The organism is Mesorhizobium sp. L2C084A000 (genome assembly GCF_000502875.1).
Classification (GTDB): domain Bacteria; phylum Pseudomonadota; class Alphaproteobacteria; order Rhizobiales; family Rhizobiaceae; genus Mesorhizobium.
Genome location: NZ_AYWX01000009.1, coordinates 62,492 through 86,796, shown reverse-complemented (window position 1 = coordinate 86,796; position 24,305 = coordinate 62,492). Strand labels below are relative to the sequence as shown.

The 24,305-nt window shown below is 60.9% G+C and carries 22 protein-coding genes and 1 tRNA gene; 7 read left to right on the top strand and 16 right to left on the bottom strand.

The genetic code is table 11. The features are described from left to right. Positions 1-182 precede the first annotated feature (182 nt). Positions 183-665, top strand: a complete 483-nt coding sequence (locus tag X735_RS147815; protein ID WP_023811957.1) for a RidA family protein — start codon at positions 183-185, stop codon at positions 663-665. A gap of 382 nt (positions 666-1,047) precedes the next feature. Further along, positions 1,048-1,701 (top strand): GNAT family N-acetyltransferase, encoded by a 654-nt coding sequence (locus X735_RS147820; RefSeq protein WP_245273240.1) that lies wholly within the window; start codon positions 1,048-1,050, stop codon positions 1,699-1,701. A 13-nt stretch (positions 1,702-1,714) separates the two neighbouring features. On the opposite strand, the gene X735_RS147825 is transcribed toward X735_RS147820, so the two are convergent. The 7 genes from X735_RS147825 to X735_RS147855 all read right to left on the bottom strand — a co-directional run bounded on the left by X735_RS147825 (position 1,715) and on the right by X735_RS147855 (position 9,335). Then, positions 1,715-2,533 (bottom strand): MBL fold metallo-hydrolase, encoded by an 819-nt coding sequence (locus X735_RS147825; RefSeq protein ID WP_023811955.1) that lies wholly within the window; start codon positions 2,531-2,533, stop codon positions 1,715-1,717. Positions 2,534-2,536: 3 nt separating this feature from the next. Further along, complete coding sequence (locus X735_RS147830; RefSeq protein ID WP_023811954.1) at positions 2,537-3,331, bottom strand: TatD family hydrolase; 795 nt, start codon at positions 3,329-3,331, stop codon at positions 2,537-2,539. After that, on the bottom strand, positions 3,331-4,881 hold the full coding sequence (gene metG, locus X735_RS147835) for a methionine--tRNA ligase (RefSeq protein WP_023811953.1): 1,551 nt from the start codon (positions 4,879-4,881) through the stop codon (positions 3,331-3,333). The genes X735_RS147830 and metG overlap by 1 nt, the downstream gene beginning before the upstream one ends. A gap of 90 nt (positions 4,882-4,971) precedes the next feature. Next, positions 4,972-6,027 (bottom strand): DNA polymerase III subunit delta', encoded by a 1,056-nt coding sequence (locus X735_RS147840; protein WP_023811952.1) that lies wholly within the window; start codon positions 6,025-6,027, stop codon positions 4,972-4,974. Continuing rightward, positions 6,024-6,698: a dTMP kinase gene (gene tmk, locus X735_RS147845; protein WP_023811951.1), complete on the bottom strand. Its 675-nt coding sequence runs from the start codon at positions 6,696-6,698 to the stop codon at positions 6,024-6,026. Before tmk ends, X735_RS147840 begins: the two co-directional genes overlap by 4 nt. 137 nt (positions 6,699-6,835) lie before the next feature. Beyond that, a complete protein-coding gene (locus X735_RS147850) occupies positions 6,836-7,999 on the bottom strand; it encodes a D-alanyl-D-alanine carboxypeptidase family protein (protein WP_023811950.1) in 1,164 nt (387 codons plus the stop codon). Between the two features lie 103 nt (positions 8,000-8,102). Further along, entirely contained in the window at positions 8,103-9,335 is a 1,233-nt protein-coding gene (locus X735_RS147855; RefSeq protein WP_023811949.1) for a septal ring lytic transglycosylase RlpA family protein, read from the bottom strand. 376 nt (positions 9,336-9,711) lie between these two features. On the opposite strand from X735_RS147855, the gene X735_RS147860 reads away from it, so the two are divergent. The 5 genes from X735_RS147860 to X735_RS1000000168765 all read left to right on the top strand — a co-directional run bounded on the left by X735_RS147860 (position 9,712) and on the right by X735_RS1000000168765 (position 13,087). After that, complete coding sequence (locus X735_RS147860) at positions 9,712-10,047, top strand: hypothetical protein (RefSeq protein WP_023811948.1); 336 nt, start codon at positions 9,712-9,714, stop codon at positions 10,045-10,047. Between the two features lie 468 nt (positions 10,048-10,515). Continuing rightward, a tRNA-Ser gene (locus X735_RS147865) sits at positions 10,516-10,605 on the top strand. Between the two features lie 110 nt (positions 10,606-10,715). Next, positions 10,716-11,669 carry a hypothetical protein gene (locus X735_RS01000000165970; protein WP_245273239.1) on the top strand — a complete coding sequence of 318 codons (954 nt, stop codon included), beginning with the start codon at positions 10,716-10,718 and terminating at the stop codon, positions 11,667-11,669. Positions 11,670-11,686: 17 nt separating this feature from the next. Beyond that, positions 11,687-12,037 (top strand): hypothetical protein, encoded by a 351-nt coding sequence (locus X735_RS1000000169850; RefSeq protein WP_245273238.1) that lies wholly within the window; start codon positions 11,687-11,689, stop codon positions 12,035-12,037. A 615-nt stretch (positions 12,038-12,652) separates the two neighbouring features. Further along, positions 12,653-13,087, top strand: coding sequence for a hypothetical protein (locus X735_RS1000000168765; protein ID WP_155930582.1), 435 nt, complete (start codon positions 12,653-12,655; stop codon positions 13,085-13,087). Between the two features lie 876 nt (positions 13,088-13,963). Here the strand turns inward: X735_RS1000000168765 and X735_RS12195 are convergent. The 9 genes from X735_RS12195 to nanR all read right to left on the bottom strand — a co-directional run bounded on the left by X735_RS12195 (position 13,964) and on the right by nanR (position 23,595). Continuing rightward, on the bottom strand, positions 13,964-15,940 hold the full coding sequence (locus X735_RS12195) for a hypothetical protein (RefSeq protein ID WP_023811944.1): 1,977 nt from the start codon (positions 15,938-15,940) through the stop codon (positions 13,964-13,966). After that, on the bottom strand, positions 15,937-17,031 hold the full coding sequence (ugpC, locus tag X735_RS147870; RefSeq protein WP_023811943.1) for a sn-glycerol-3-phosphate ABC transporter ATP-binding protein UgpC: 1,095 nt from the start codon (positions 17,029-17,031) through the stop codon (positions 15,937-15,939). Before ugpC ends, X735_RS12195 begins: the two co-directional genes overlap by 4 nt. Positions 17,032-17,042: 11 nt before the next feature. After that, positions 17,043-17,849 (bottom strand): carbohydrate ABC transporter permease, encoded by an 807-nt coding sequence (locus X735_RS147875; RefSeq protein ID WP_245273237.1) that lies wholly within the window; start codon positions 17,847-17,849, stop codon positions 17,043-17,045. A gap of 41 nt (positions 17,850-17,890) precedes the next feature. Further along, the gene (locus X735_RS147880) at positions 17,891-18,892 is read right to left on the bottom strand and encodes a sugar ABC transporter permease (RefSeq protein ID WP_245273236.1); all 1,002 of its coding nucleotides are present in this window, start codon (positions 18,890-18,892) and stop codon (positions 17,891-17,893) included. 27 nt (positions 18,893-18,919) lie between these two features. Further along, positions 18,920-20,575 carry an extracellular solute-binding protein gene (locus X735_RS147885; RefSeq protein WP_023811940.1) on the bottom strand — a complete coding sequence of 552 codons (1,656 nt, stop codon included), beginning with the start codon at positions 20,573-20,575 and terminating at the stop codon, positions 18,920-18,922. Positions 20,576-20,693: 118 nt separating this feature from the next. After that, positions 20,694-21,746: an NAD(P)-dependent oxidoreductase gene (locus X735_RS147890; protein ID WP_023811939.1), complete on the bottom strand. Its 1,053-nt coding sequence runs from the start codon at positions 21,744-21,746 to the stop codon at positions 20,694-20,696. Between the two features lie 13 nt (positions 21,747-21,759). Then, entirely contained in the window at positions 21,760-22,536 is a 777-nt protein-coding gene (locus tag X735_RS147895; protein WP_081734881.1) for an aldolase/citrate lyase family protein, read from the bottom strand. Positions 22,537-22,582: 46 nt separating this feature from the next. After that, complete coding sequence (locus X735_RS147900; RefSeq protein ID WP_023811937.1) at positions 22,583-22,888, bottom strand: putative quinol monooxygenase; 306 nt, start codon at positions 22,886-22,888, stop codon at positions 22,583-22,585. After that, entirely contained in the window at positions 22,888-23,595 is a 708-nt protein-coding gene (gene nanR / locus X735_RS147905; protein WP_023811936.1) for a transcriptional regulator NanR, read from the bottom strand. Before nanR ends, X735_RS147900 begins: the two co-directional genes overlap by 1 nt. Between the last annotated feature and the right edge of the window lie 710 nt (positions 23,596-24,305).

Sequence of the window (24,305 nt, the reverse complement as noted above, 5' to 3'; positions counted from 1 at the left end):
CCTTGCTGGCCGAACGTCGATTTTGGCAGGCACCGTCAGGAATGTCGACGCTGATCGCTTGACTAGTACGATGTACCATACGATGACTCGTACATCGCACGATTCATCGTATGAGCGATCTGGTTTAAAGTTCATGCCGGCGGCGAGTGCGTTATTCGCAGTCAGCAGAGCCAGGAGAAATCATGTCACGCGCAATCAAGCATCTGCTTATCGGAGGGCTAATCATCATGACCATTGCAGTTCCCACTGCGTCGCCGGCGAACGAGTTCAAGCTGACCATCATCAATCCACAGACGCTCTACGACCCGTCGCCGAATGGCTACAGCACCGCCGTGATCGCACCGCGCGGAGCTCGGATTGCCTACATTTCCGGGCAGGGCGGCCAAGACAGCACAGGAGCCTTGTCACCCGATTTCGCCGTCCAGGTTAAGCAGGCCTACGCAAATTTGCATGCGGCGCTCGGGGGCATCGGCGCCAAGCCGGATCAGGTGGCGAAGCTCACGGTCTTCGTGGTCGACCACGACATGTCCAAGCTCGATGTGTTAACCAGGAACGTCAAGGACATGTTCGGCGAGGCGTTGCCGGCGCAGACACTGGTTCCCGTTCCCAAGCTTGCAATCGACCCCATGCTTTTCGAGGTGGAAGCCACCGTTATTCTGGAATAGGGAGCCTGATCGCCCCAACTGACATGGGGTCGAGCACGCCGCCGACAGCCGCGCGTTGGAACCACCAATTCATTTTGGCTCCCACGAAGCAAAGCCGTCACGACGCATACACTCTATTGCTATTGCCGCCGCATCCAAAAGTCGCATAAGATAGATTATGGAACTAACGCATCGGTCAAGAACTGGAAATTGCCGCTGATTCTCATAGGCTTGAGCCGATTGTGCCGTATTGCCTTGAGCGGATGGCCAACGCTAGGCTGTCGAAATGAAGATGGCAAACAGCGAGATCGAAGCGGCGATCGAAGTGTTCGTGCATGGCTTCAGCGCCGACAGAAGCCGCACCTTTCCTTACGAGGCCAGCCGCGTTGGACGCTTGTGGCTGATGCGCGATGCCGAGCGCAAGAATCTTCGTGACTACCGCGGCGAAGAATGGGTCGTCCATGACGTCGCCGCTCAAGAAGCCGATGCCGTCGTGCGGCAGCATGCACGGCCGGGCTTTGCCATTTCCGTTGTGATCGCGAACGAGGATCCGGACGGGCCGACACGAACCGCCTACAAAGCTCTCGGCTACCGGCTGCTTCGGACCGAAGGTTTTTTCGTCCACCGGTTGCGCCGGATTCCGAGCCCGCCAGCGGTTGCGGGCGCTTCGGTCGAACGCGTGCAGACAGCCGAACGGGCGGCGGCGCAGTTGGGAAAGATCATCCGCAGACAGCCGATCCCGGATCATTTGCTCGGCGACAGCGCGCCGTTGCGCCAGTATGTGGCAGTCGATGGCGCCGATATCGTTGGGCGCGTGCGCAGCTTGGATGCCGTGGAAGCCACGTGGTGTTCGAGCATGTATGTCGAGCCTTCGCACCGGCGTCGCGGCATTGGCCAGGCTTTGATGTCGAAAATGTTGCACGACGATCGGGCGCGTGGGTCGAGGTGCTCGGTGCTGGCTGCAACCCACGCCGGGGCTCTGCTTTATCCCCGGATGGGCTACGAACGGATCGGAACGCTGCTGATATTCGCACCAATGAACCGAAAGCCTGTATGAAAGTCTATTCGCATCACGCTGATTCGTAAGGGATTTCAATCGCCATCCCATCATAGGCCGGCTCGACGTTGGCGGGTGTCTCGGCCATCACCGTGGCGTAGTCGAGCGGCACGTGCATATGTGTCAACACCGCATGTATCGGCGCCAGCCGCTCGATCCATTCAAGCGCTTCGCCAAGGGACAGGTGACTGGGATGCGTCCGGTACTGCAGCGCGTCGATGATCAGCACGTCGAGGTCGCGCAGCCGTTCGGCGGTGGGTTCCGGAAAGTCGCTGATGTCGGGACAATAGGCGAGACCGCCAATGCGGAAACCGAGCGATACGATGTCGCCGTGGATCTGCGGCAGCGGCTCAAGGGTGAGGGTACCCCCCTCTCCTTCGATGACCACCGGCCTGGTGTGGTCGATGAGATGCGGCCTGACGATCGGCGGATAGGAACTGCCTTGCGGCGTCTCGAAACAGTATCCGAACGCTTCCCGCAACCGAAGCATCGTCGCCCTGTCGGCATGGACGTCGATCAGTTGGCGCTGATCGAGAACGAAACCGCGCAGATCGTCGATGCCATGGATGTGGTCGGCATGCGGGTGGGTATAGACGACCGCATCGACACGTTTAACGCCGGCCAGCAGCATCTGCTGCCGAAAATCCGGCCCCGTGTCGATGACGACAGTCGTGCGGCTGCCGTTCGCCGCGATCCGCTCGACGAGTGCGGCGGCACGCGTGCGCCGGTTCTTGGGGTTGTCGGGGTCGCAATTGCCCCAGTCGCCGGTGATGCGCGGCGTACCTGGGGACGAGCCGCAGCCGAGAATGGTGAGGCGCAGCCGGTCGGTCATCGTTCAGGCACTTTGCTCTACAGGCCGCGGCATCTTGCCGAACAGCCGGAAGAAATTATCCGTCGTCAGATCAGCGATTTCAGCTTCGCTGACGCCGATGGTTTCGGCCAGCACCTTGGCCGTGTGCGCGACATAGGCGGGCTCGTTGCGTTTGCCGCGAAACGGCACGGGCGCCAGATAGGGCGCGTCGGTTTCGACCAGCAGCCGGTCATGCGGCACATCGGCGGCAATGGCGCGCAACTCAGCTGAATTCTTGAAGGTGAGGATACCCGAGAACGACACGTAGCCGCCGAGAGCGACGCCAATTTCGGCGAGCCGATGTCCGGAAGAAAAGCAATGCAGGATGAAGGGGAAGGCGCCCTTCCCCGTTTCGGCCTTGAGGATCGCTGCCATGTCGTCGTCGGCGTCGCGCGAATGGATGACCAGCGGTAGGCCGGTCTCGCGCGCGGCTGATAGGTGGGTGCGAAAGCCTTGCGCCTGCGCATCGCGGGGCGCTTTGTCGTAGAAGTAGTCCAGCCCGGCCTCGCCGATGGCCACCACTTTCGGGTGCGCGGATAGCCGCACAAGCTCCTCGACCGTGATATCCAGCTCTTCGGCCGCATTGTGCGGATGAGTGCCGACAGAGCAATAGACTTCGTCGAAAGTTTCAGCGATCTCAAGTACTTGCGGAAACCGCCTCACGCGTGTCGAGATCGTCACCATACGGTCGATTCCGGCGGCTAACGCGCGGGCGACGATGGCCGCCCGCTCCTCGGCGAAGTCGGGAAAGTCGAGATGGCAGTGACTGTCGACGAGCATCAGACGTTCGCGTCCGGCTGTTCGACATAACGTGGAAACACCCCTTCCGGTACGGGCAACGCAGTGCCGGGCACCAGCGCATGGTCAGCATGGACATGCGCGAAAGCGCGGCTCTCCGCCGGCACCGCCAACAGGTCGAGCAGTTTCGCGGCCGATCCCGGAGTGAAGGGCTGACACAGCACCGCCACGCGGCGCACGACTTCGGCGGTCGTCCACAGCACCGTTTCCATGCGCGCAGGGTTGGTCTTTTTCAACGCCCATGGTGCCTCGCCGGCAAAGTAGCGATCGGCTTCCGCCACCACGCCGAAGATCGCCGCCAGCGCCAGATGGATGCCCTGCTCGGCCATCGCCTTGCGCGCGATGTCGAGAGCGGCGACGGCCTGATCCAGGATTGCTCTGTCTGCATCCGTCAGGTCGCCGCGCTGCGGCACCACGCCGCCGCAGTTCTTGGCGATCATCGACAGCGAGCGTTGCGCAAGGTTGCCGAGGCCGTTGGCAAGATCGGCATTGGTGCGGTTGACGATCGCGTCATGGCTGTAGCTGCCGTCGTTGCCGAAGGGCACCTCGCGCAGGAAGAAGTAGCGCACCTGGTCGAGGCCGTAGTGCTCGACCATCGCGAATGGATCCACGACGTTGCCAACCGATTTCGACATCTTCTCGCCGCGGTTGAACAGGAAGCCATGCGCGAAAACGCGGCTCGGCAACTCAATGCCCGCCGACATCAGAAATGCCGGCCAATAGACCGCATGGAAGCGGACAATGTCCTTGCCGATGATGTGCGTGGCCGGCCAATAGCGCCATTGCTCGGCCTTTGTGTCGGGATAGCCGGCGGCGGTGATGTAGTTGGTCAACGCGTCGACCCAGACATACATCACATGTTTGTCGTCGCCGGGCACCGGCACGCCCCATTTGAAGGTGGTGCGCGAGATCGACAGATCCTTCAGCCCGGACTTGACGAAGCTGAGCACCTCGTTGCGGCGCTCGGTGGGACCGATAAAGTCTGGCTGGCTCTCATAAAGGGCCAGCAATTTTTCCTGATAGGCGGAAAGCCGAAAGAAATAGCTTTCTTCCTCGTTCCATTCGACGGGCGAGCCGAGCGGTTCGCGACGCACGCCATCCTCGCCGAGCGTCGTCTCGCTCTCGTCGAAATAGGCTTCCTGGCGCACCGAATACCAACCGCTATAACGGTCGAGATAGATGTCGCCATTGGCGGCCATCGCCTTCCAGATCGCCTGACAGGATTCGTAGTGGCGCGGTTCCGTCGTGCGGATGTAGTCGTCGTTCGAGCCACCCATCGCCTCGGTCATCGCGCGGAAAATCGCCGAATTGCGGTCGGCCAGCGCCAGCGGCGTTATGCCTTCCTTCTCGGCCGTTTGCTGCATCTTCAGGCCGTGTTCGTCGGTACCGGTCAGGAAGAAGACGTCCTTGCCGTCCAGGCGCTGGAAGCGTGCCAGGGCGTCGGTTGCAATGACCGTATAGGCGTGGCCGATATGCGGCTTGCCGTTCGGATAAAAGATCGGGGTGGTGATGTAGAACTTGTCGCGTGACATGAAGGAACCGTCATGAATGTCTGAATGGAAAGGCGTGGCGGTGGATATCGTATCGAGGCAGCATTTGCCATCCCGATCCAGGAAACCCAGTCACATTCGCATTGCAGAATTCAGGCGGTCGATCATGATCAGGGCGTGCTGCTTCTTGTCGAGATTGTAGGTATCGGTCTCAGATATAGCGTCCAGCGCCTCATGCCAAGTGTCGGACAACGTTTTGGCCCGTGCGAGATCGCCCGCCAGTGCTGCCTGACTTGCCGCGTCCGACAACAGGTCCAGCGCCCGGCGGTTGAAGATATCGAACTGGATCGCCTGATCGCGGCCAGCCACGGCTTCGGCGAGGCGAAACGCGCCGCCGACATCGCTCTTTCTGCCGGTGACCAGAGCGTCGAGCGTGGAGGCGATCTCCAGCCCGCCATACTGCGTCAACAGGATCGCGTTCCGGGCGCTGCCCCCTGCCCGCCCGACCAGTGCCGCGCGAGCCGCCGGATCGTCAGGCGGCGCGGGCTCGGTCGTTTCCAGCACCGTCATCAGGTCGTTGGCGTCGAGCGGGTTCAATCGCACCACCTGACAGCGCGACCGGATCGTCGGCAGCAGGCTGCCCGGCGCGTGGACAATCAGGATGAACAGAGTCCGTGCCGGCGGCTCTTCAAGATTTTTCAGCAACGCATTGGCCGCATTGGTGTTCATGTCATCGGCGGGGTCGACGATGACGACCCGATAGCTGCCGTCGTGCGAGGTCAGCGACAGGAAGCGGCTGACCTTGCGTATCTCATCGACGGTGACGACTGTCTTGAAACTCTTGGTCTTGTCGTTCAGCGGCCGGGTCAGATGCAGCACGGAAGGATGCGCCCCGGTGGCGATCTGGCGAAACAGCGACGAAGCCGGATCGGCAGTGGCAAGGCTTTCCGGCGCCTGCGCAAAATCCGGGTGCTTCAGCAGATGATGCGCAAGGTGGAAGGCGAGCGTCGCCTTGCCGATGCCGACTGGCCCGGAGAAGATCAGCGCATGCGGCAGCTTGCCCGCACGATAAGCGGCGGTGAGCACGCCTGCAGCTTGGCTATGCCCGACCAGAACGGGCGTTTCGGAGGGCTCCGGCACGCCGTCGAGCGTGTCGTGCTGCTCGGGTGCGATGCGTTCGAAGATCATGCCGGCGTTGCCTGCCTGTCGCGTGCCGGCGTTCTCGCCGCCAGTGCCGCGAACACCGCCGCGGTGACGACGTTCTCGACCGCGTCGGGCTCGGCGGCTGCGTCGACGACGATGCAGCGCTCCGGCTCGGCCTTGGCGATCGCCAGAAACGCCTCGCGGCGGGCCTGATGGATCGCCAGCGTCTCCTTTTCGAAGCGGTCGGCGACTGCCTCGGTGCCGCGCCGCAGCGTTGCGCGCCTCAGGCCTTCCGCCGGATCGATGTCGAAGATCAGCGTCATGTCCGGCATCATGCCGTTGATGGCGACCTGCTCCAGCGCATCCATGAACGCCGAATCGATGCCGCCGGTGACGCCCTGGTAGACGCGCGAGGAATCGAGGAAGCGGTCGCAAAGCACGATGGAACCACGCTCGACCGCCGGCCGGATGAGCTGCTCGACATGATCGGATCGCGCGGCGGCGAAAAGCAGCGCTTCCATCTTCGGTCCGAACGGTTCGGCCGCGCCCGAAAGCAGCACATGCCTGACGGCTTCGGCGCCCGGCGAGCCGCCGGGTTCGCGGGTAAGCAGCACATCGTATTTCTTGGCGCGCATCTTCCTGGCCAGCCGCTCGATCTGCGTCGACTTGCCTGCCCCCTCGCCGCCTTCGAAGGTGATGAAAAAACCGCGTGCCAACCGAGAGGCCTTCTTGTCCATGGCTGAATGGGATTGTAGCGCTCTAGATAGTCCGCGTTCGGCCAAACGTCCATGCCGTCAATTTTTGCCCTTGTGCAGTCGCCCCCAAAACCATGGCTGGTTTTGAGTGATATGCGTTATCGCAGCCAGCCGACCGCCAGTTCCTTGACGGCATCGAGTGCGCGCTGCGGCAGCGTGCCGACGCCGATCGATTCGGCGGCGAAAAGCGGTGTCTCCTGGCTGAGCGTATCGCCGATCCATACGCGCAGCGCACCCACCGGCTGCCCCTCCTCCACCGGTGCAGCAACCGGGCCGTTGTAGACGATCCTGGCCGTCAGCTTGTCGCGGTTGGTGATCGGCAGGAAAATGTCGATCGGACCCTTGGCCTTCAGCGTCACCCCGGATTTCGCTCCGCCGAAAACCTGGGCTTCTCCAACCACCTCGTCCTTGGCGAAAATTTCAGTCTTCTCGAACGAGCGGACACCCCAGTCGAGCAGCTTTCGCGCTTCCTCGGCGCGCTCCTTGTCCGAGGCCAGCCCGCTCATCGCCGCGATCACGCGGGTACCATTGTGGCTGAGCGAACCGACGATGCCGAAACCGGCTGCCTCGCTCGCACCGACCGCCAGGCCGTCGGCGCCGATGTCCATCGCCAGCAGCGGATTGCGGTTCCTCTGTGAGATCTTGTTCCAGGTGAAATCCTTCTGGCTGTAATAGCGATAGAGATCCGGATAATCGCGCCACAGGTGCAGGGCGAGCTGCGCCAGCTCGCGCATGGTCGTCTGTTGGCCATCCGCCGGCAGGCCGGTCGAATTGACGAAAGTCGACGTCTTGAGGCCGATCTGGCGGGCCCGTTCGGTCATCTGCGCGGCAAAATTGTCCTCGGATCCCGACATGCCTTCGGCGATGACGATGCAGCCGTCATTGGCCGCCTGCACGGTCACGCCCTGAATCAGGTCTTCGAGCCGGATCGACGACTTGAGCTTGGCGAACATTGTCGATGTTCCCGAAGGCGCGCCACCCTTGCGCCAGGCGTTTTCGCTGACAACGAACGTATCGTCGAGCTTCAGGCGACCGGACTTGATGGCGTTGAAAACCACTTCCATGGTCATCAGCTTGGCCATCGAGGCCGGCGGTATCGGCTTGTCGGCATTCTTGGAAAACAGCACCGTCCCGGTCTCGGCGTCGATCATGAAGGCCTGTGCGGCCTTGGTCTCGAACAGCTGCGCACCGGCCGGAGCCTGGAAAAACAGCAGCAGGCCAAAAACCAGAAGCCCGGCGAGCGGGAGCAAGCGCAATTGCATGATGTTCGACCCGTTGGCCGGCACCGCCGGCAAGCCCGCAAAAAGTATCGGGCTTTTTGCACGGCGGATCAACCGCGTAGCGGAAATCCAGCCTGGCTTGTGCTCAGTTGCGCACAGCCAGCGCATCGGGAGCGCCATGCGACCAGGCAGCCTGCAGCAAATCATCCAGGTTGTGATGGCCATCGGGATAGAGATTGACCGAATACCAATCCTCGCCGTCGAGTTCCGAACGCTGGATCTCGATCTTGCCGAAGGCGGCAAGCTGAGCGGCAATACGCTTGGCTTCTCCGGCATCCTCGAACGAACCGGCAGCAACGTAGTCGGTGGACGGACCGGCCGGTGGCGGCTGCCGCTTCCACGATTGGAGCACGTCGGCCGGCGACATGCCGTCGCTACCCATTGCGGCGAAGGCATTTGAGGCGCGTTCGACCCGCTCGTCGGCATAGGACAGCGAGGCCACGGCAAACGGTGATTGCGGCGGCAGATTGATCTGCGGGCGCTCCGGCACGATCGGGCCGAAATCCGGAAGCGCCAGATCGCCATAGGCCGAGGACTGCGTCGACATGACCGGCTGGACAGCGCCGGAATCGGTCAACTGGCCCGGAAACGGCACGGCGGCGGCGCCCGCAGGCAGGCTTGGCGACGGCCCGTTCATGGCGACCATGACGCCGGTCGGCAGTCCATCCGACGGGTCTGGCGCCCTGTTGCCGGGATGGTAGGAAGCCATCAGATACTGGTCGTCATCGCCGTCGAGCGGCGCGCGGCCGACATATTCGACCTTCACCTGAGCGGTGCCGGTGTTGGCATAGTCAAGCATCTGGGCAGCGCGCTCCGAGACATCGATGATGCGGCCTTCGTGATATGGGCCGCGATCGTTGACGCGAACGATGACCGAACTGCCGGTCTTGAGATTGGTGACGCGGGCATAGCTCGGCAGCGGCATGGTCGGGTGCGCCGCCGTTAGATGGGTCATGTCGTAGACTTCGCCATTGGCGGTAAGCCGGCCATGGAAGGCGTCGCCATACCAGGAGGCCAGGCCGACCTTGGCGTAGCGCTTGTCTTCCCGGGGGTAATACCACTTGCCGCGGACCTGATAGGGTTTGCCGAGCTGATCCCTGCCGCCGCCACGTTGGATGCGCCCATTCTGGGAGATCACACGCGGGCTTGCCTTCACGCCATATTCGGATTCGGCGAAATATTCTTTGGAGCGGGTCTTCTTGTAGACCATCGCTTTCGGCTCGGGCTGCGACGCACAAGCCGCCAGCAAGGCGGCCGACATGGCGAACAACGCGACTGCAGCAGCGCGACGAAGACGCGGTTGCGTCACAGCCTGCATTTTCCTGATGTCCCCTTCAGTCTTGACCTAGACGTCGTGTCCAACCGTCGAAGAAGCCGAAACACTCACCCGACCAATACAACGACGCCTTTGAACCCCGATCCTTTGTGCGCAGGAATTGCTTATCACGGTATTAACCGATTGTGGCTGCAACCGGGCAAGATTGTGGCGTCTCCACCGTGAAAGCCTTCTGAAAAGTAACGGTTTTCGTGCTTCCACGCGAGAGATGTGATGCCCTCTGCCACAAAGAGCCTGGCTTCGCTCCTGCCGCCCATGCCTGCCGTTGACCAAGCTTTGACGGGCAGCGGACCGACCGTCGGAACAAAGAAATGCGCCGCTAGTTTCTTCCGCAGGGCACTCGAACAGAAGGACGAGCATGATGAAAATGGCTTCATTGACAATCGCGATCGCAATGTCACTTTCTGCCGGGTCTGCGATCGCCGCATGCCCGGACAAGTCGGCTTCCAACGCAGGGACGGATTCCGAACAGACCGCCGGTATTTCGAAAGATGGAACTCATGCGCCTTTAGAGACCCCAAAAGCGTCGGATAGCGCGGGCAAGCCAGCCGCCAAGGATGGCGCCACGATGCCGTTGGCGGGCGCCGAAGGCGGCGGCGACAAGAATCTTGCAACCTCGCAGCAGGACATTGAGGCGCAGCAGCATGGTGATAAGGCCGCGGCGGCAAAGGCGGACGAAAGCTGCAAAGACTGAGGAACACGCAGGCCGGAGCCGATTTGCAGCTTCGGCCTTCCTCACGAGCAGCTGTTCCCTTGGCGAACTGAATTTTTTGGGGAAATGCCGCAGCTCTCCCAAGAGGTTGACCTATAGGGATTAACCCGCCCCGCCCGGTTGCAAGGATGGTTCTGGCGATAGCTGGACTGCGCCCTTGCCTGGGGCGCTGCATGGAAGCACTGCAGCGCCTCACAATCTCGGGCAACGCCCGCGGCGGGCTTCTTCTTCATGCACCATTGGACCGCGATGGTCCCGGTGCTCGATCCCGACAAGCTCAGAGTCTGCCCAGGACAGCAGGAAGCGACGCAGCGGTGGTTGACGCAGCCCTCAATGCCGCTTTACAGGAATGAGGCGTGAACCAGCCGGGAGCGCCTTCGGTGCCAATCCGGTGCCAACAGGCCAAACGGGTTGGCCCCCGCGCTACCCAAGTGGTTGAAAAATCACGATGGAGGAATGGCCGAGCGGTTTAAGGCACCGGTCTTGAAAACCGGCGTGGGTGCAAGCTCACCGTGGGTTCGAATCCCACTTCCTCCGCCAACTGGCGCCCCTGCAACCCACCTTTTTAGCATTTTGAACCTCCTATTGACCTTGCTCGCGCAACATGCCCCTTATTATGTGTAACAATCTGTGTAACGCCAGGGGATGGAATGGCGCGGAAGGATCCGCCAAAGGCGCATAAGCGCGACGGCACCTGGTACCTCGTTCGCCGTGTTCCGAAGGAATTCGCCGAGCTCGATCGCCGCGTCCTGGTCCGCATCAGCACCGACATTCCGATCGTAAACGATCCCCGTGGCATTCGTGCCAAGGAAGTAGTGCAGCGCCTCCACGTCGAGCTCGATGCGTATTGGGGAGGGCTTCGCGACGGTCAATCTGGCGAAGCTCGCTTGCGTTTCGAGGCGGCCCAGCAGCGGGCGAAAGCCCTGAGGCTGGTCTATCAGACGAATGCCGAGCTCGCTGAAGGCGCGCGCGATGATATTGTCGACCGCATTAGACTGCTCCTCGACAGGAACGTCATTGAGGACGAGCGGGAGGTGGCGGCCGCCCTGGGTGGTGAGGAGCGGCCGGCGATCCGCCTCACGGGGCTGGTTGCAGAATTCGAGAAGATCGAGGCCCAAAGCCTCAATGCCATGTCCCCGAACCAGCTCCGAAAGTGGCGCAATCCGAAAAAGCGCGCCGTTGGCAACCTTATCGAGGTTGTGGGCGACATGAACATAGCCGCCCTCACCCGGAGCCACGCCATACAATTTCGCGAGTGGTGGCAGAAACGCATACGCGTGGAAAGTCTCGACATCGGCACCGCAAACAAGGACATCGGCCACGTGTCGAAGATGCTGACCACTGTCGACATGGCACATCAGCTGAATTTGCCGCCGGTGTTCAAGAAATTGCGGCTATCGGGACAGGTCGCGGTCCAACGAGCGGCTTTCGAAGCGGCTTTCGTCCAAGACAAGATCCTTGCCGACCGCGCGCTGGCGGAACTCAACGAGGAGGCCCGTCACCTTGTGCTGCTGATAGCGGACACCGGCATGCGTTTGTCGGAGGCGGCGAACCTTCTGCCGCACCGCATCTTGCTAGATGCGCGGTGCCACATGTGCAGGTGAGGCCCGATGGACGCGTGTTGAAGACAGACCACTCCCTGCGCGACATTCCGCTCGTGGGTTGCGCGCTCGCCGTAATGAAGCTCCACCCCAAAGGGTTTCCGCGCTATCTCGACAAGGCCGACTCGCTCTCTGCCTTGGTCAACAAGTTTCTTGACAATGCGAATCTCCTGCCGACTGATGACCACTCTCTCTACAGCCTGCGGCACACATACGAGGATCGGCTGACGGCCGTGGAGGCGCCCGAAAAGGTCGTGGCCATGCTGATGGGCCACAAATGGCATCGGCCAAAATACCGTTCTGGCCCGACGCTCGAGCAAAAGCAGTTCTGGCTGAAGAAGATCGCGTTCAAACCGCCGGCGCATCTTTGACCTCCCGCGCATCATTGCGGTGAGGACCGCCGCGTTATCATCGTGGCGCGCTTGAGCTCGACGGCGCGCTCCAGATGCTCGAACAACGGCACGTATGCGCTCTCAGGGGTACAGTCACGCTTGTATATGCGGTGCTCTCCGATTAATGGCCGTGAGCCGAGAACAAATCCGAGAGGCCGAAGGATGTATGGCGATGTCGTTAGGGAAGAACTCAATCTCCAGCCTTCGGCCCTCATCCGCTCCGAAGCTGAGTACATCCTCGACTTCCGTGATGCTGACGCCCTCTGAGCTCGACTTGCTTCGGCAACAGTCGAAAGAGACGGGCGACTTCGCGCGAAAAGCCTTCGAGGGTCTACGCCCCAAGGCAGCGAAATCGGCCTATGCGGCTGGGGTGCCGTCGACGGTGACACCGAGCAGACGCGCCTGAGTTTGGAGCGACCGGACGGACACCGCCGGCGGCTACTACACGCCTAGAGACGCAATCGTACCGCGCTGGACAGCGGCCGGCCCAATGCGGCCTACCACGAGGCGTTCCACCGCCTGCAGGCGCTGTTTCTCACCGATGCCGAGCCTCGGCTAAGATTTCTACGACGCTGGACGGGATCGAAGCGGCCCGTGCTTTTGCCAGCTCTGGAGAGCCACCATTTTTACGTTTACCTGCTTACGTCTCCGTACCAGACCAGTGGGGGCTGCTGTCAGCTCCCCGATGCTCATGCCATTGCAGAGAGCCGCCTAAATGAAAAACAGCTGTCATTGGCTCGAACTGTCCTTATCGAAGATCGTTTTGTCATCTACGATCCAAAGACTGAAGAATATTTCATTATCGACTGGTTCAAAGATAACCCGCCGATGGGTGAAAAACATCGGCTTGGCGTGATAATGCAAATCGACAAGATTGTAAGCAAGCGAGTTCGTGGAGCGGCGCTATCCGAGCTTGAGCGGCTTTGCCCAGTAAAGCTAAAAGATGAATCAGAGGTACTCCCATTCAAATCGGGTATTCATAATACCGCAATCGTCCGAAATGCTGGGTCTTTGAAACGCTCTCAGTGAGCCATCCTATCGAGACCCTGTCGCTGCCCTACCCTATCGATACCTTATCCATACCCCATCGATACCCTATCGACACAGAGACAGAGATAGAGACCATACAAGACGGAAATCCAACGAAACAAAAAATCTTACCTAAACCATTTTGAAAAATGTTTGCCGCGAGCGGCGAAGCTACCCTGTTCCGCGTTGGAGCGAAGGATCGAACATGGAGGACAGAACCAGTTGGCCCAAGACTACACCGAGACATGCGAAGCTAAAACTAGGAGGGGGACGGAATGCAGAAACGCAGCTGTGCCTGGAAAGCTCAGATGTCGGTTTCATGGTGGGCTGAGTACAGGCCCCACATCCCAAGGAGGAAAGGATAGGATAGCCGAAGCGCAGCGGTATCGTTGGGAGAGGTGGAGAGCTGCGGCTGATTCCTAGCAAATTGGCTTGGCAATCGTCGGCGCTCAACGAATGACTTGACTCCTCAACGGACATATTCGGACGGGTTTGAATGGGTCAACAATCCGCTTGAATGAATCAAGATGCAAACGGTGCCACTCCATGGGGTGTTACGATTATGTTGACTTTTGTTGACCTGAAAATCGTTTCGGTGAACGGGTTTCCAGGCACATGCTGAAGCGCACGTAGTGGCCAGGGGGCATTGAGGCGCGTGAGGCTTGCCCGGCGCAGCCAGAGCAAACCAGGCTCACGGACGTTTTGCACGGCAGACCAGGTCTCAATCATCTGCTGCTTTCGCGCGCTATGCCTTTGAATTGACCAACGATGGGGTTGGGGGTCAAAGCGAGATGGATCCCAAGCGCGGCCTTAGGGCCTCATAGAACTATCACCCTCATCTTTGTTGGGGTTTTGGCCAACTAAGCGAAGATCGGGCTAGGCCGAAGACGGCCGATCGAGGTCGACTCGCGCGACGGCGTAGGCGTCAAGCGAGATGAATTGGTCATCCAGCGGTCTTGCGGAAATTTCCATGAAGTTGGGATCGGTTGCCGCCTGCTCGAACTGCTCGGCGCCGAGAAGAGCAATACGGGCGCTGCTCGGCGCATCCGAAAGCCGCACAGATTGCGTCTTGGCGGTGAGGTTAGCGACCCACAGGGTCACGCCCCGATCGTTTTCAGCTGCGATCGTCACAACGCCGTCAGCGCCGAAAGTTCCTACGGACAGCAAGGTGGCTCCGACGAGCTTTGAGAGACCAGCCAAGACATGGAAAGCGGGATAGACCGTTCGGGAATCCTGCTGGTCAAACCATGGCTGCACGAAATCAGCCTTCCTATGGATTTGGCCAAATGGACCGGTGAAGTCACCGAAGACGACGGCCTCGATGCCCTCGCGAGCGCATGCGGCGAAATAGCCGACGATCCAGGCCGCATTGAACAGCCCGCGCTGACGAGGATCGATGCGCGATAGGCAGACGCGACCATTCGCTTCGTTCTGCGCCGTGGAGGCACCGTAAGGGTTCTCGCGGCAGCCGAGCTGACTGGGACCCACACGCAGCGGCAATTCGCCCATGAAGGAACGGGCAGAGCGGATCAGGTGGGGAATGGCCTCAAGCGTCTCCATCACTGACACATCGTCGGCAGCGTGCACGCTTGGACAGGTGGTAAAGGTCGCGTAGTCGAGCGCCTCGCTTGGCGGGCGCTTGCGATTGAGCTCGGTGAAGTACGCGGCCATGCCGCCGCCGACCGGTACACCCGGGAAAGCCCGGCGCGCTGCCGAGTAGCTTTCCTGGAAGCTCGGCATGGCCGGCCATGCTGCTCCCGGCTGTACCGATTTCATGTCCTGCGCCGGAAAGACGCAGATAGCTTCTAGATTGAGGCCGAGGCGACGGACAGCATCCGCGACTGGCTTCAACTCGCCGAAGGGATCCAGCGTTCCCCTGGTTATGATCTCCAGCACGACGCTTGCACCAATCAACCGAGTCAGCGCTGCGTACCGTTCAAGTTCATCGTGGCCGTGCCCGAGACGGAGATCGACCTGGCAGGCTATCCACTGCGGAGCCAATTGCCGAATTAGATCGGAGTTTCCAAGGGCGTGCCTGGCCTCGTCGGCGGCGACGCCGACGCCAATGCGAGGCACTCGGCCGGCCGGTCCGCCAATCGTCACTTTGATCGGCGGGTCAGGATTTTCAGACATCGGCGCAAGAAGCGTCCCCGACATATGCAGCCGGACGGCCTGGGTGAATTTCTGGCCCTTGGGCAGTCTGTAGGGCCACGGGCGACGCAAGGGACGAACATAGGTTTTATAGGATGCGTCAGACCAATTGCGTTGATCCTCCATCTCAAAGGCATCACCATCCATGGTGCAGGTGGCCCAGATCCCAGGCGCGATCTCATGTGACAACGCGCGCACGTCGGTGAACGGACATTCCGGATCAATAAAGTCCGGAAAATGCGAAAGCCTTTCGAGACCATCTTGATGCAGGACCCGCACCGGCTTGCCGGCCAAATCTGCTATGGGATGCAGCACGACGAAGCCGGTCCGGTTGGTCAAAAGGTCGGTCTCAGGCTCTGCTTCTGTCACAAACGACAGCGCACCATCGCCACTGCCCGAGACGCGTGCCCGGTAAACCAGGCGGCCGGATGTTGCGGCACATGTTGCACGGTATTCAATGGCGAACGCATCCGGCCTCTCGTCGATCCGCAGATCATCGAGAACGGGGGTACATGTTCCCCAGTTTTCGTCCCGTACAAGAAACGAGATTCCGCGCAAGATCTCGATCGTCCCGATGCGGATGTAGCGCAACGCCCCATTGTCGAACGCGACCGACAAGGATCCGGCGCGCAGTGTGCGCAGCGGTGCCTCGTGCTGTTCGGTGCCACATAAGCGGACTGCCAGGGAAGCTGTCGAGGTCAAATTGCCCGCTCCGTCGTGGCGTCGAAGATCGAGGCCCGGTTCATGTTGATGTCGATCGCAAGCTTCTCGCCCGGACGGCTGACGTCGTGCGCCTGCAGCTCAGCCATCACCGGCGCGCCAGCCAGTCGGAATGTCGCGTAGCTGCGCGAGCCGGTCGGCTGCAGCAGGTCGATCGTTGCCTCATAGCGAAACGTGCCCTGCTCCGGTGTGGCAGTGTGCGCCCGAGTGAGATGTTCTGGCCTCAACCCGAGCAGCACCTGCTGTCCGTCTGCGACGCCCTTCAGCCCCCTGCCCGGCGCTAAGGGCAGCAGCGCGTCCGCGAGCCGGATGGCGGCGGCGCTTCCGTCCAAGGCAAGGTTGCCTGGCAGGAAGCTCATCCGCGGCGAACCCAGAAACCCAGCGACGAAGGTTGAGGCCGGGTGCTCGAACAACTCGAGTGGCGCGCCCTGCTGCTCTATCAACCCGTCGCGCATCAGCACGATGCGGTCAGCCAACGTCATCGCTTCGATCTGGTCATGGGTGACGTAGATCATCGTTGTGGCAATGTCCTGGTGAAGGCGTTTGATTTCGCCGCGCATTTCGTCGCGAAGCTGTGCGTCGAGATTGGACAGTGGCTCGTCGAACAAAAAGATGAGGGGGTTGCGGACTATGGCGCGGCCGATGGCGACGCGCTGACGCTGGCCACCGGACAGCTGACGCGGAAAACGCCCCAGCAAGGGAGTGATGCCAAGCATGCGTGCCGCCTCGGCCACGCGCACCTCGACCTCTGGCTTCGGCATCTTGCGAGCCTTGAGGCCGAAGCCAATGTTCTTGGCCACGCTCATATGCGGATAGAGCGCATAATCTTGAAACACCATTGCCACGTCGCGATCGCGCGGCCGGAAATCATTGACCACTTCGCCGCCAATCTCGATCGTGCCTTGTGAGCTCTCCTCCAGTCCTGCGATGGTCCTCAGCAGAGTGCTCTTGCCGCATCCGGAGGGTCCAACCAGGACAGTGAACTCGCCGTCGGGGATGTGGAGGTCAATGCCGCGCACCGCATGGAAGGCGCCGTAGCGCTTGTGCAAGCCGGTGATTCTGACTTCGGCCATGCCTTCCCTTCCTATCCGCGAACGGCGCCGAGCGTCAGCCCGCGCACGAGATGTCGTTGAGCAAGCACTCCAAGGGCGATCGATGGCACAAGGGAGACAATGGCAAGGGCTGCGGCTTCACCATATTGTGCGCCCTGGAAGCCGATGAAGGCTCGGAAGACCGTTGGCAGCGTAAAGGCAGTTCGGCTGGTCAAAATCAGAGCGAAGAAGAACTCCGTCCAGCAGGCAATGAAGGCGAAGACAGCCGCCGCGACGATGCCTGGTGCTGCGAGCGGCACGGCAACGCGCCAGAACGCCTCCCATCTCGTGCAGCCATCGACGAGGGCCGCCTCCTCCATCGACTTCGGCATGCCGCGGAAATAGGCAAACATCATCCAAACCGACACCGGTAGCGTGAAGACCGTGTAAGCTAGGATCAGCCCGATATGGGTGTCGTACAGCCCGACGCCACGATAGATAAGGAATACCGGCAGGACGATGCCTATCGGTGGCAGGAAGCGCTGCGACAGGACCCAGAAGGACAGATGCCGGCCGCCCGTGTTGTAGCGCGCCAGACTATAAGCCATCAGCGTGCCGATCAGTGCCGAAAGCACCGTCGCCGAAAGCGAAATAATCAGGCTGTTGATAAGCCCGTCGAGACCGCGATAGGTGAACAGCGCAGCTTCGTAGTGGACAAGCGTCGGTGCGGCAGGGAACCAGACAGGCGGTACGGTGAGGTAGTCGTCGCTGGGCTTGATGGAGGTGTTGAACATCCAGTAGAGCGGCCACAGCACAAACACCAGGAAGAACCCCAGCAGCAGAATTCGGCCGATCGGCAACGACCGGCGTTTCCTGCGGCGGGCGGGCGCGACGGCGGCCATTAGACCGGTTCTACCTTCAAGAGCCGACGCACCAGCAACGTCACGATGAGCGCCGTAAAGATCAGGAACAGCCAACTTCCTGCTGTTGCTTGCGATAGATGAAACTGCGTGAAGCCGACGGTATAGAGATAATAGGAGGCCGTGTAAGTTTGTGTTCCCGGGCCACCGCCTGTCATGATGAAAATGGTATCGAACATACGGATTGCGTCGAGCAGACGGAAGGTCAGGGCCAGCAGCATCATCGGCCCGAGATGCGGGAGCGTGATCGCCCAAAAAGCCTGCCAGGCGTTGACGCCGTCAAGTTCTGCCGCCTCATAGAGATTGGGTGGGATTGCGGTCAGCCCAGCGAGCAGGATGACGAACATGAACGGCGTCCACTGCCAGACATCGGCGATGATCAGCGAGATATAGAGCCACGGGCGCTCCGTCATCCATCCTATCGTAACCTCCTGCCCCAATAGTTGCGTCAGGATATAGTTGGTCGGTCCGAAAGGCCGCTGTAAAAGCAGCGTCCAGGCCTGGCCGACGATGACCGGGCTGATGAACAGCGGCACGATCAGGATCGACATGATCACACCGCGGCCCGGAAAGCTGCGCACCATTGTCAGCGCCACCAGGAGACCGAGCACGAATTCGATAGCGACGCTGATGCCCGACAGCCATGCTGTCAGCAACAGCGACCAACGTGCTACTGGATCGAACACGACCCGCTCAAAGTTCTTCAATCCGACAAAGGCGTGGCCCGGCACCTGGAAGTCGTAGTTGATGAAAGATACCACCAGCGAGAACAGAAGCGGATAGATCGAGAGCGCCAATATCAGCAGCACCGCGGGCGCCACCAGCAGCCACTTGAAGTGACGGTCTGCCCATTGGGCAAAGGCAGACAGCCGGGGCGGTGCGCCGGCGGCCTTCAAGCGACGGATCGTGGCGGTGGGCTGCATAGGCGTATCCAAAAATCGCCGCTTAGCGGGGAGGTGTTGCGAGCCAAGCGCCCGCAACACCAATTGCTCCAGACAGCATGCCTCCCCTCAGAGGGTGACGGCCATGCCAAGTTTTTCCACCGTGTTGTCGGCAGTGGCGCCAGGCAGTTTCAAGAACTCGGTGTAGAAGCCTTTCTGCGAATCCACACCCAGTCGGTCGGTCGTCTCGTTCCACTCGGCGGCCGCCGTTTCAAGCGACGCCTTCGCATCCGCCCCAGCCCACACCGCGGTGCACATGCGGTCGATGCTCAAGAAGTAGTCCTGCGCGCCCGGCATGATCGGATCGAGCAGACCGACATTTGCCGAGTTGTTGAGGTTGGCAAGGTACTCCTTGGCACTGGGGAAGAGCGCGCCGTAGAGCTCGGACTTGAAGTGCGAGATGCGGTATGGGTCGCGTAGCGCATAGGGCAGCATGCAACGTGCCAGCGAGACGGGTGGCGAGCATACCCATTGCATGAACAGATACGCCGCCTCTGGGTTGGGTGAATCCGCCGACAGTGCCTTGTTGTAGCCGGTCGCATGTTCCGGATTTCCCGGAACGACGGCATAGCCGACCTTGCCAGCGATCTGCGACTGCGGAATGAAGTTGATTGCCGTGGCGGACTGCGAATAGTTCGCCGCCATACGGCCGCTAGGAGGCCAGGAATAGATCATCGCGACTTTGCCGGTCAGGAAAGCCGCCCACAAGGAAACGGCGTCGAGCTCGTTGTTACCGGGGATCGAGGCCTTGTTTGCGGCGAGCATGTTTGTCAGCGTCTTGACGCCGGCATCCGACACCAAGCCGGCCTTCATGTCGTCTCCGAACAGTTTTCCGCCGTTGGCGCGGTACTGCTGCAGAAAGTCGAACTGATTGCCAGGGCTGCCCGCCTTGCGGAAATGTCCCGCGCCATAAACCTTTGGCGCCATCTGGTCGGTAATGAACTGGGCGATCTGGGCATATTCTTCCCAGGTCTTCGGCGGTCCAAGCTTGGCGTTGAACTTCGCCTGGTAAGCCTCCACCATTTTCGGATCCTCGAAGATGTCCTTGCGGTAGTAGAGAGCGAACATGTCGCCGTCGTCGAAGAACCCCCAGATCTTGCCCTTGTAGGTCGGCAGCGCCTTGTACAGGGGATGATAGTCCTCGAGGTCTGCCGGGTTCATGTATTTGGCGATGTAGTCGTCTAGAGGGGCAATGACGCCGCCATCGGCAAGCGACGGTGTCCAGGCCGGTGAGATGTCGAGAACGTCATAGGCACCCGAGCCGGCGATGTGCTCGGCGACTGCCTTGGAGTACTGGTCAGGGTTCGACAGTTCGACGACATTCGACTTCATCCCGGTAAGCTGCTCCCACATCGGCCCACTGAAATTGCGCGGATCGAGTGCCTGCAGGCCAGCCTCGTAGGTCATGTTGAGGGTGACGCCCGAATGCGCCTTGGCGGCCTCCACCGCGCGAAAGGCGGAACCGTCCGCCGGGCCTTCCTTCGATGCTTTCAGGGCTGCGGCCTGCGCTTGGCCGAGCGGCGAGGTGGCGTCCGCCAGTTCCAGCGTCTGCTGCGCCACCGCCCAATCGGTCATCATCCCCAGCATCGGGCCAGACGCAGCCAACATGCCGGTCATCTGACCGAAGCGGGTTATGAAAGTTCGGCGGGTGGTTTCGCCGCGCATGAAGGCGTCGACCTCTGCTTCGAGACCTGCCTGAAAGTCACGTTTGTCACGATCGTTCATAGTGCTTGGTCCTCCCGTTTCCATTTGCCTCACTCGTCCGCGGGCGCGGCGGTCGAGCATTCCTCCCGTAAAGTCGCCGCAAGGGGGCCGCGGCGGCGCACCAAAAATCAGCGTCCTCCTAGGTTCCGAAGCGGGCCGCGAGCCCCGACAGCCTGGTCTTCCACAGCTCGCTCGAAAGCACCTCGCGATTGACCACGCCGTGCGGATCGCGACCGTGTTGCACCTCGATCACCGCCTTGACGTCGGCGGCACCGTTGCCGGCAAAGCACTGGTCGGTCCAGCAAAGCGCGTGCGGCGCCAGGATGACATTGTCGAGTTTGAGGATCGCATCGTCTGCATCGGGAGGCTCCGGCTCGAGCACGTCGAGACCGGCCCCCGCGATGCGGCGCGCCTGCAGCGCTTGTGTCAGCGCTTTCTGGTCGACGATCGGGCCGCGCGCGGTGTTGATCAGGTAAGCTGTCGGCTTCATCAGGGCAATCCGCTCAGCATTGACGATGTGGTGGGTCTGCGGCGACAGCGGGCAACTCACCGACAGCACGTCGGCGCGGCGAAACAGGTCCTCCAGCCCGACCAGTTCGACGCCCAGGTCGGCAGCAATCCTCTTGTCAGCGAACGGGTCATGGGCAATGAATTGCATGTCAAAGGGCCTCGCCAAGCGGAAGACCTCGGCGCCGATGTTGCCGATGCCCAGCGACCCAAGCGTACGCCCGACGAGCCCGACGCCCATATGTTCCGAGCGCTCCTGGAAGCCATGAGGTCCCTTGCGGGTGAGCGCGTCCTTTGTCAGCAGTTTGCCGGTCAGTGCCAGCATGAAGGTGATGACGGATACGGCGACGGGCCGTCGCACGCCATCGGGCGTGATGACCAAGGCAATGCCGGCGGCGGTGCAGGCCTCAACGTCGACAGTGTCGTAGCCGACCCCGAAGCGGGCAACGACGGCCAGGCGGCCGCTCCTGGGGACACTCGTGGAATCGAAGCGATGGGCGAGAAGGATCAGCGCATCGAAATCCTCAAGTTGGTCGGCGCGAAGCGGACTGTTCGATTCCAGGAACATCATCTCGACGCCCGCCGCATTGCGCAGCGGCTCCAGATCGAAATCTGGATAGGTCGGCGAGCCGTCCGGCTTACGGAAATCACCGGAAAGCGCCACCCTGAATTTCACGCTGTCCATCGTCTCCTCCGCTCTATTGGCACCCGGCCCGGATTTTGGAAACCGCGTCAGCCATCGCGTCGTGCAAGACCCAAACGTCGCCCGAATAACAAATGAAATCGAAGCCTTGTGCGTAGAAGTCGTGTCCCTGCGCGACGTTGGGCACCAGGCGTCCAAGCGATTTGTTGTGCTTCTTGGCGGCTGCAACGATTTTGGCCATTGCAGCGGTGAAAGTGGGGTGGGCGAAGTCGCCCGGAATGCCGAGCGAGACGGACAGATCGAAATGTCCGACCCACAGACAATCGACCCCGTCCAGTCCCGCGATGCCGTCGATGTTCTTGACGCCGTCGGCGGTCTCGATCAGGCAGATGAATGTCGAGCGCTTGTTGGCGGCTGAGAATTTATCAGCGACCGAGCCCGGACGGTAGCGGTCATGAGCGATCTGCAGCGCCACGCCGCGGACGCCGGCAGGGTGATATTTCATGGAATTGATGATGTGCTGCGCCTGCTCGACGGTACTCACCATCGGGGCGATCAGGCCTTCGGCCCCCATGTCCATGGCGCGGGCAAGGAAATGGTAGTCCTGCGATGGCACACGCACCATAACCGGCAGGTCGGCCGCTTCGAAATAGCGGATCGCACTCTTCACCGTTTCCAGGCTGAAGCCCGAATGCTCCATATCGAAAAAGACGAAGTCACAGCCAGCGGACTTCAGGATGTGACCTATACCCGGCGTCGCGAACTCGGCGACGAGCGTACCAAGTTTGACCCGCCTGTGAGAAGTTAACGCCCTGAGACTTGGCTCTGACATGCACTTCCTCCCGTTCGCCCAAAAGGGCCAATCCGCCTAGTTCTCGTCAATGCGTGGCCTCAAGAACGAGGTCGCAGGTCATCACCAACTTGGTCACGACGAGCGGCGCGCTCTGCGTATTGAATTCGTCGAAGTGAGCGGTGCGGCAGTGCTCCTCGAATGCGGCCTCGCTATCGTAAATCTCATAGAGCAGGACCCGGTCCGGTTCGCCGCGCGCCTCCGTCACGTCAAAGCGGCGGCAGCCGGCCTCGCTGCGCATCGACGCGGTTGCATTGGCGTCCACAAGTTCGCGGAATCTGCCCCGGGCACCCGGCTTGAGGCGGAAATCGACCCAGACCACGAAGCCCCTCATCACTTGGCACCTGCAATTTCCAGATAGCGCCTGGACACATATTCCAGATGCCTGCGCATAGCCGCTTCGGAGGCGTCTGGATCGCGCGCGGCGACGGCATCAAAGATTTCGCGATGAGCCTCATAGGCCTTGCGGTCTTCACCTTTGGCCAAAGTCGTGCGCCGCTGTTCGAGCAGCCATTCGGCCAACGCCGCGTGGATAGCTGTGAAGATTCGATTGCGGGTGATCACCGCCAGCACGTAGTGGAAGTCCACGTCGGTGCGCTCGAAGCGCGTCAGGTCCCCGATCGACTGTCGGTTGATTTCAAGCGCCTCTTTGAGACTTTCAATATCTTCTGGGGTGGCATTGATGGCGGCGTTGCGGGCAAGACCGACTTCGAAAAACAAACGCGCGCTCTGGAAGTCATGAACCCCGCCGGGGGCCGAAATCATGTGACGCGCCGGCCCCGAGAGGGCGTCGATCACGAATTGGGGCGTTGGCCGAGTGACGCGGGCGCGCTCGCCGGATTTCACCTCGACAAGGCCCATCTTGCTCAGATGCAGCAGGGCTTCGCGGATTGAAGGGCGCCCGACCCCAAACTGCCGCATGAGTTCCCGTTCGGATGGGAGCCGGTCGGCTTCGGCCAGCTCTCCCTCGCGGATCATCCGCTCAAGGTGCGCTGCAACCTCGTCCGAAAGCTTCCGCGGCTTGATCAGAACTCCGATCATTGGCATACCTGTTATACCAATACGCTATGGCCCCAGAGCGCCTCTGTCAACGATCCTTCTACCAACAGACGCTCGTGACCAAGTGAGAACGGTCATTGTTCTTCCTGTCAAACGAGTATCTATCGGCGTTCGCCCAACTGAGACGCCGCACAAAGTTGGAACGAATCTGGCGTAAAATTGGCTGGGCGCATCGACGCCGGCATCGAGGAGGCGCTCGCCCGCTTTGGCATCGATACTCGTGGCGCAGCAGACGGCTGGGGAGCGACACTCGACAGCGTATATGACGGAGCGATTGAGGCGCTGACCTCCCTTGATGCTAGCTTTGCATAGGCACTAGCGATCATCGCCGAGGGCTGAGCATGGCAGACATCGATGCTACACAGCGCGTCATCGAACATCTTTTGACGCATTTCGCCTGACCAAAAGCGGGCGCAAGCAGTCCGGCGGCAACGGGCTGTAACCGACTGTCAGGTCTCGGCAGGCATTTGAGATAGCTGCCGTTCTCATACGATCCCCAGTTGGACGATAAGACCAAGCGTCCCAACAGCCAGAAGCGGACATCGTCAACGAGTTTAATTTACGCAGCCAGGATCGACCTCGCAGTTCGGGCCGATGCGACACCCATCCGGAACGCCATAGCTCAAAACCCCTCAAGCGCTTCAGCGCAGCGTTGCAAAAGGTCAAGCTGCGTTGCGGACCTCGGGTCTGCC

What these genes read in the sequence shown, in the direction of transcription:
- X735_RS147815 (WP_023811957.1), top strand. Translation starts at nt 183, where the DNA reads ATGTCACGCGCAATCAAGCATCTGCTTATCGGAGGGCTAATCATCATG.
- X735_RS147850 (WP_023811950.1), bottom strand. Translation starts at nt 7,999, where the DNA reads ATGCAATTGCGCTTGCTCCCGCTCGCCGGGCTTCTGGTTTTTGGCCTG.
- nanR (WP_023811936.1), bottom strand. Translation starts at nt 23,595, where the DNA reads ATGATCGGAGTTCTGATCAAGCCGCGGAAGCTTTCGGACGAGGTTGCA.
- X735_RS147890 (WP_023811939.1), bottom strand. Translation starts at nt 21,746, where the DNA reads ATGGACAGCGTGAAATTCAGGGTGGCGCTTTCCGGTGATTTCCGTAAG.
- X735_RS147820 (WP_245273240.1), top strand. Translation starts at nt 1,048, where the DNA reads ATGCGCGATGCCGAGCGCAAGAATCTTCGTGACTACCGCGGCGAAGAA.
- ugpC (WP_023811943.1), bottom strand. Translation starts at nt 17,031, where the DNA reads ATGGCCGAAGTCAGAATCACCGGCTTGCACAAGCGCTACGGCGCCTTC.
- metG (WP_023811953.1), bottom strand. Translation starts at nt 4,881, where the DNA reads ATGTCACGCGACAAGTTCTACATCACCACCCCGATCTTTTATCCGAAC.
- X735_RS147825 (WP_023811955.1), bottom strand. Translation starts at nt 2,533, where the DNA reads ATGACCGACCGGCTGCGCCTCACCATTCTCGGCTGCGGCTCGTCCCCA.
- X735_RS01000000165970 (WP_245273239.1), top strand. Translation starts at nt 10,716, where the DNA reads ATGGCGCGGAAGGATCCGCCAAAGGCGCATAAGCGCGACGGCACCTGG.
- X735_RS147860 (WP_023811948.1), top strand. Translation starts at nt 9,712, where the DNA reads ATGATGAAAATGGCTTCATTGACAATCGCGATCGCAATGTCACTTTCT.
- X735_RS147855 (WP_023811949.1), bottom strand. Translation starts at nt 9,335, where the DNA reads ATGCAGGCTGTGACGCAACCGCGTCTTCGTCGCGCTGCTGCAGTCGCG.
- X735_RS147895 (WP_081734881.1), bottom strand. Translation starts at nt 22,536, where the DNA reads ATGTCAGAGCCAAGTCTCAGGGCGTTAACTTCTCACAGGCGGGTCAAA.
- X735_RS147840 (WP_023811952.1), bottom strand. Translation starts at nt 6,027, where the DNA reads ATGATCTTCGAACGCATCGCACCCGAGCAGCACGACACGCTCGACGGC.
- X735_RS147885 (WP_023811940.1), bottom strand. Translation starts at nt 20,575, where the DNA reads ATGAACGATCGTGACAAACGTGACTTTCAGGCAGGTCTCGAAGCAGAG.
- X735_RS147830 (WP_023811954.1), bottom strand. Translation starts at nt 3,331, where the DNA reads ATGCTCGTCGACAGTCACTGCCATCTCGACTTTCCCGACTTCGCCGAG.
- X735_RS147900 (WP_023811937.1), bottom strand. Translation starts at nt 22,888, where the DNA reads ATGAGGGGCTTCGTGGTCTGGGTCGATTTCCGCCTCAAGCCGGGTGCC.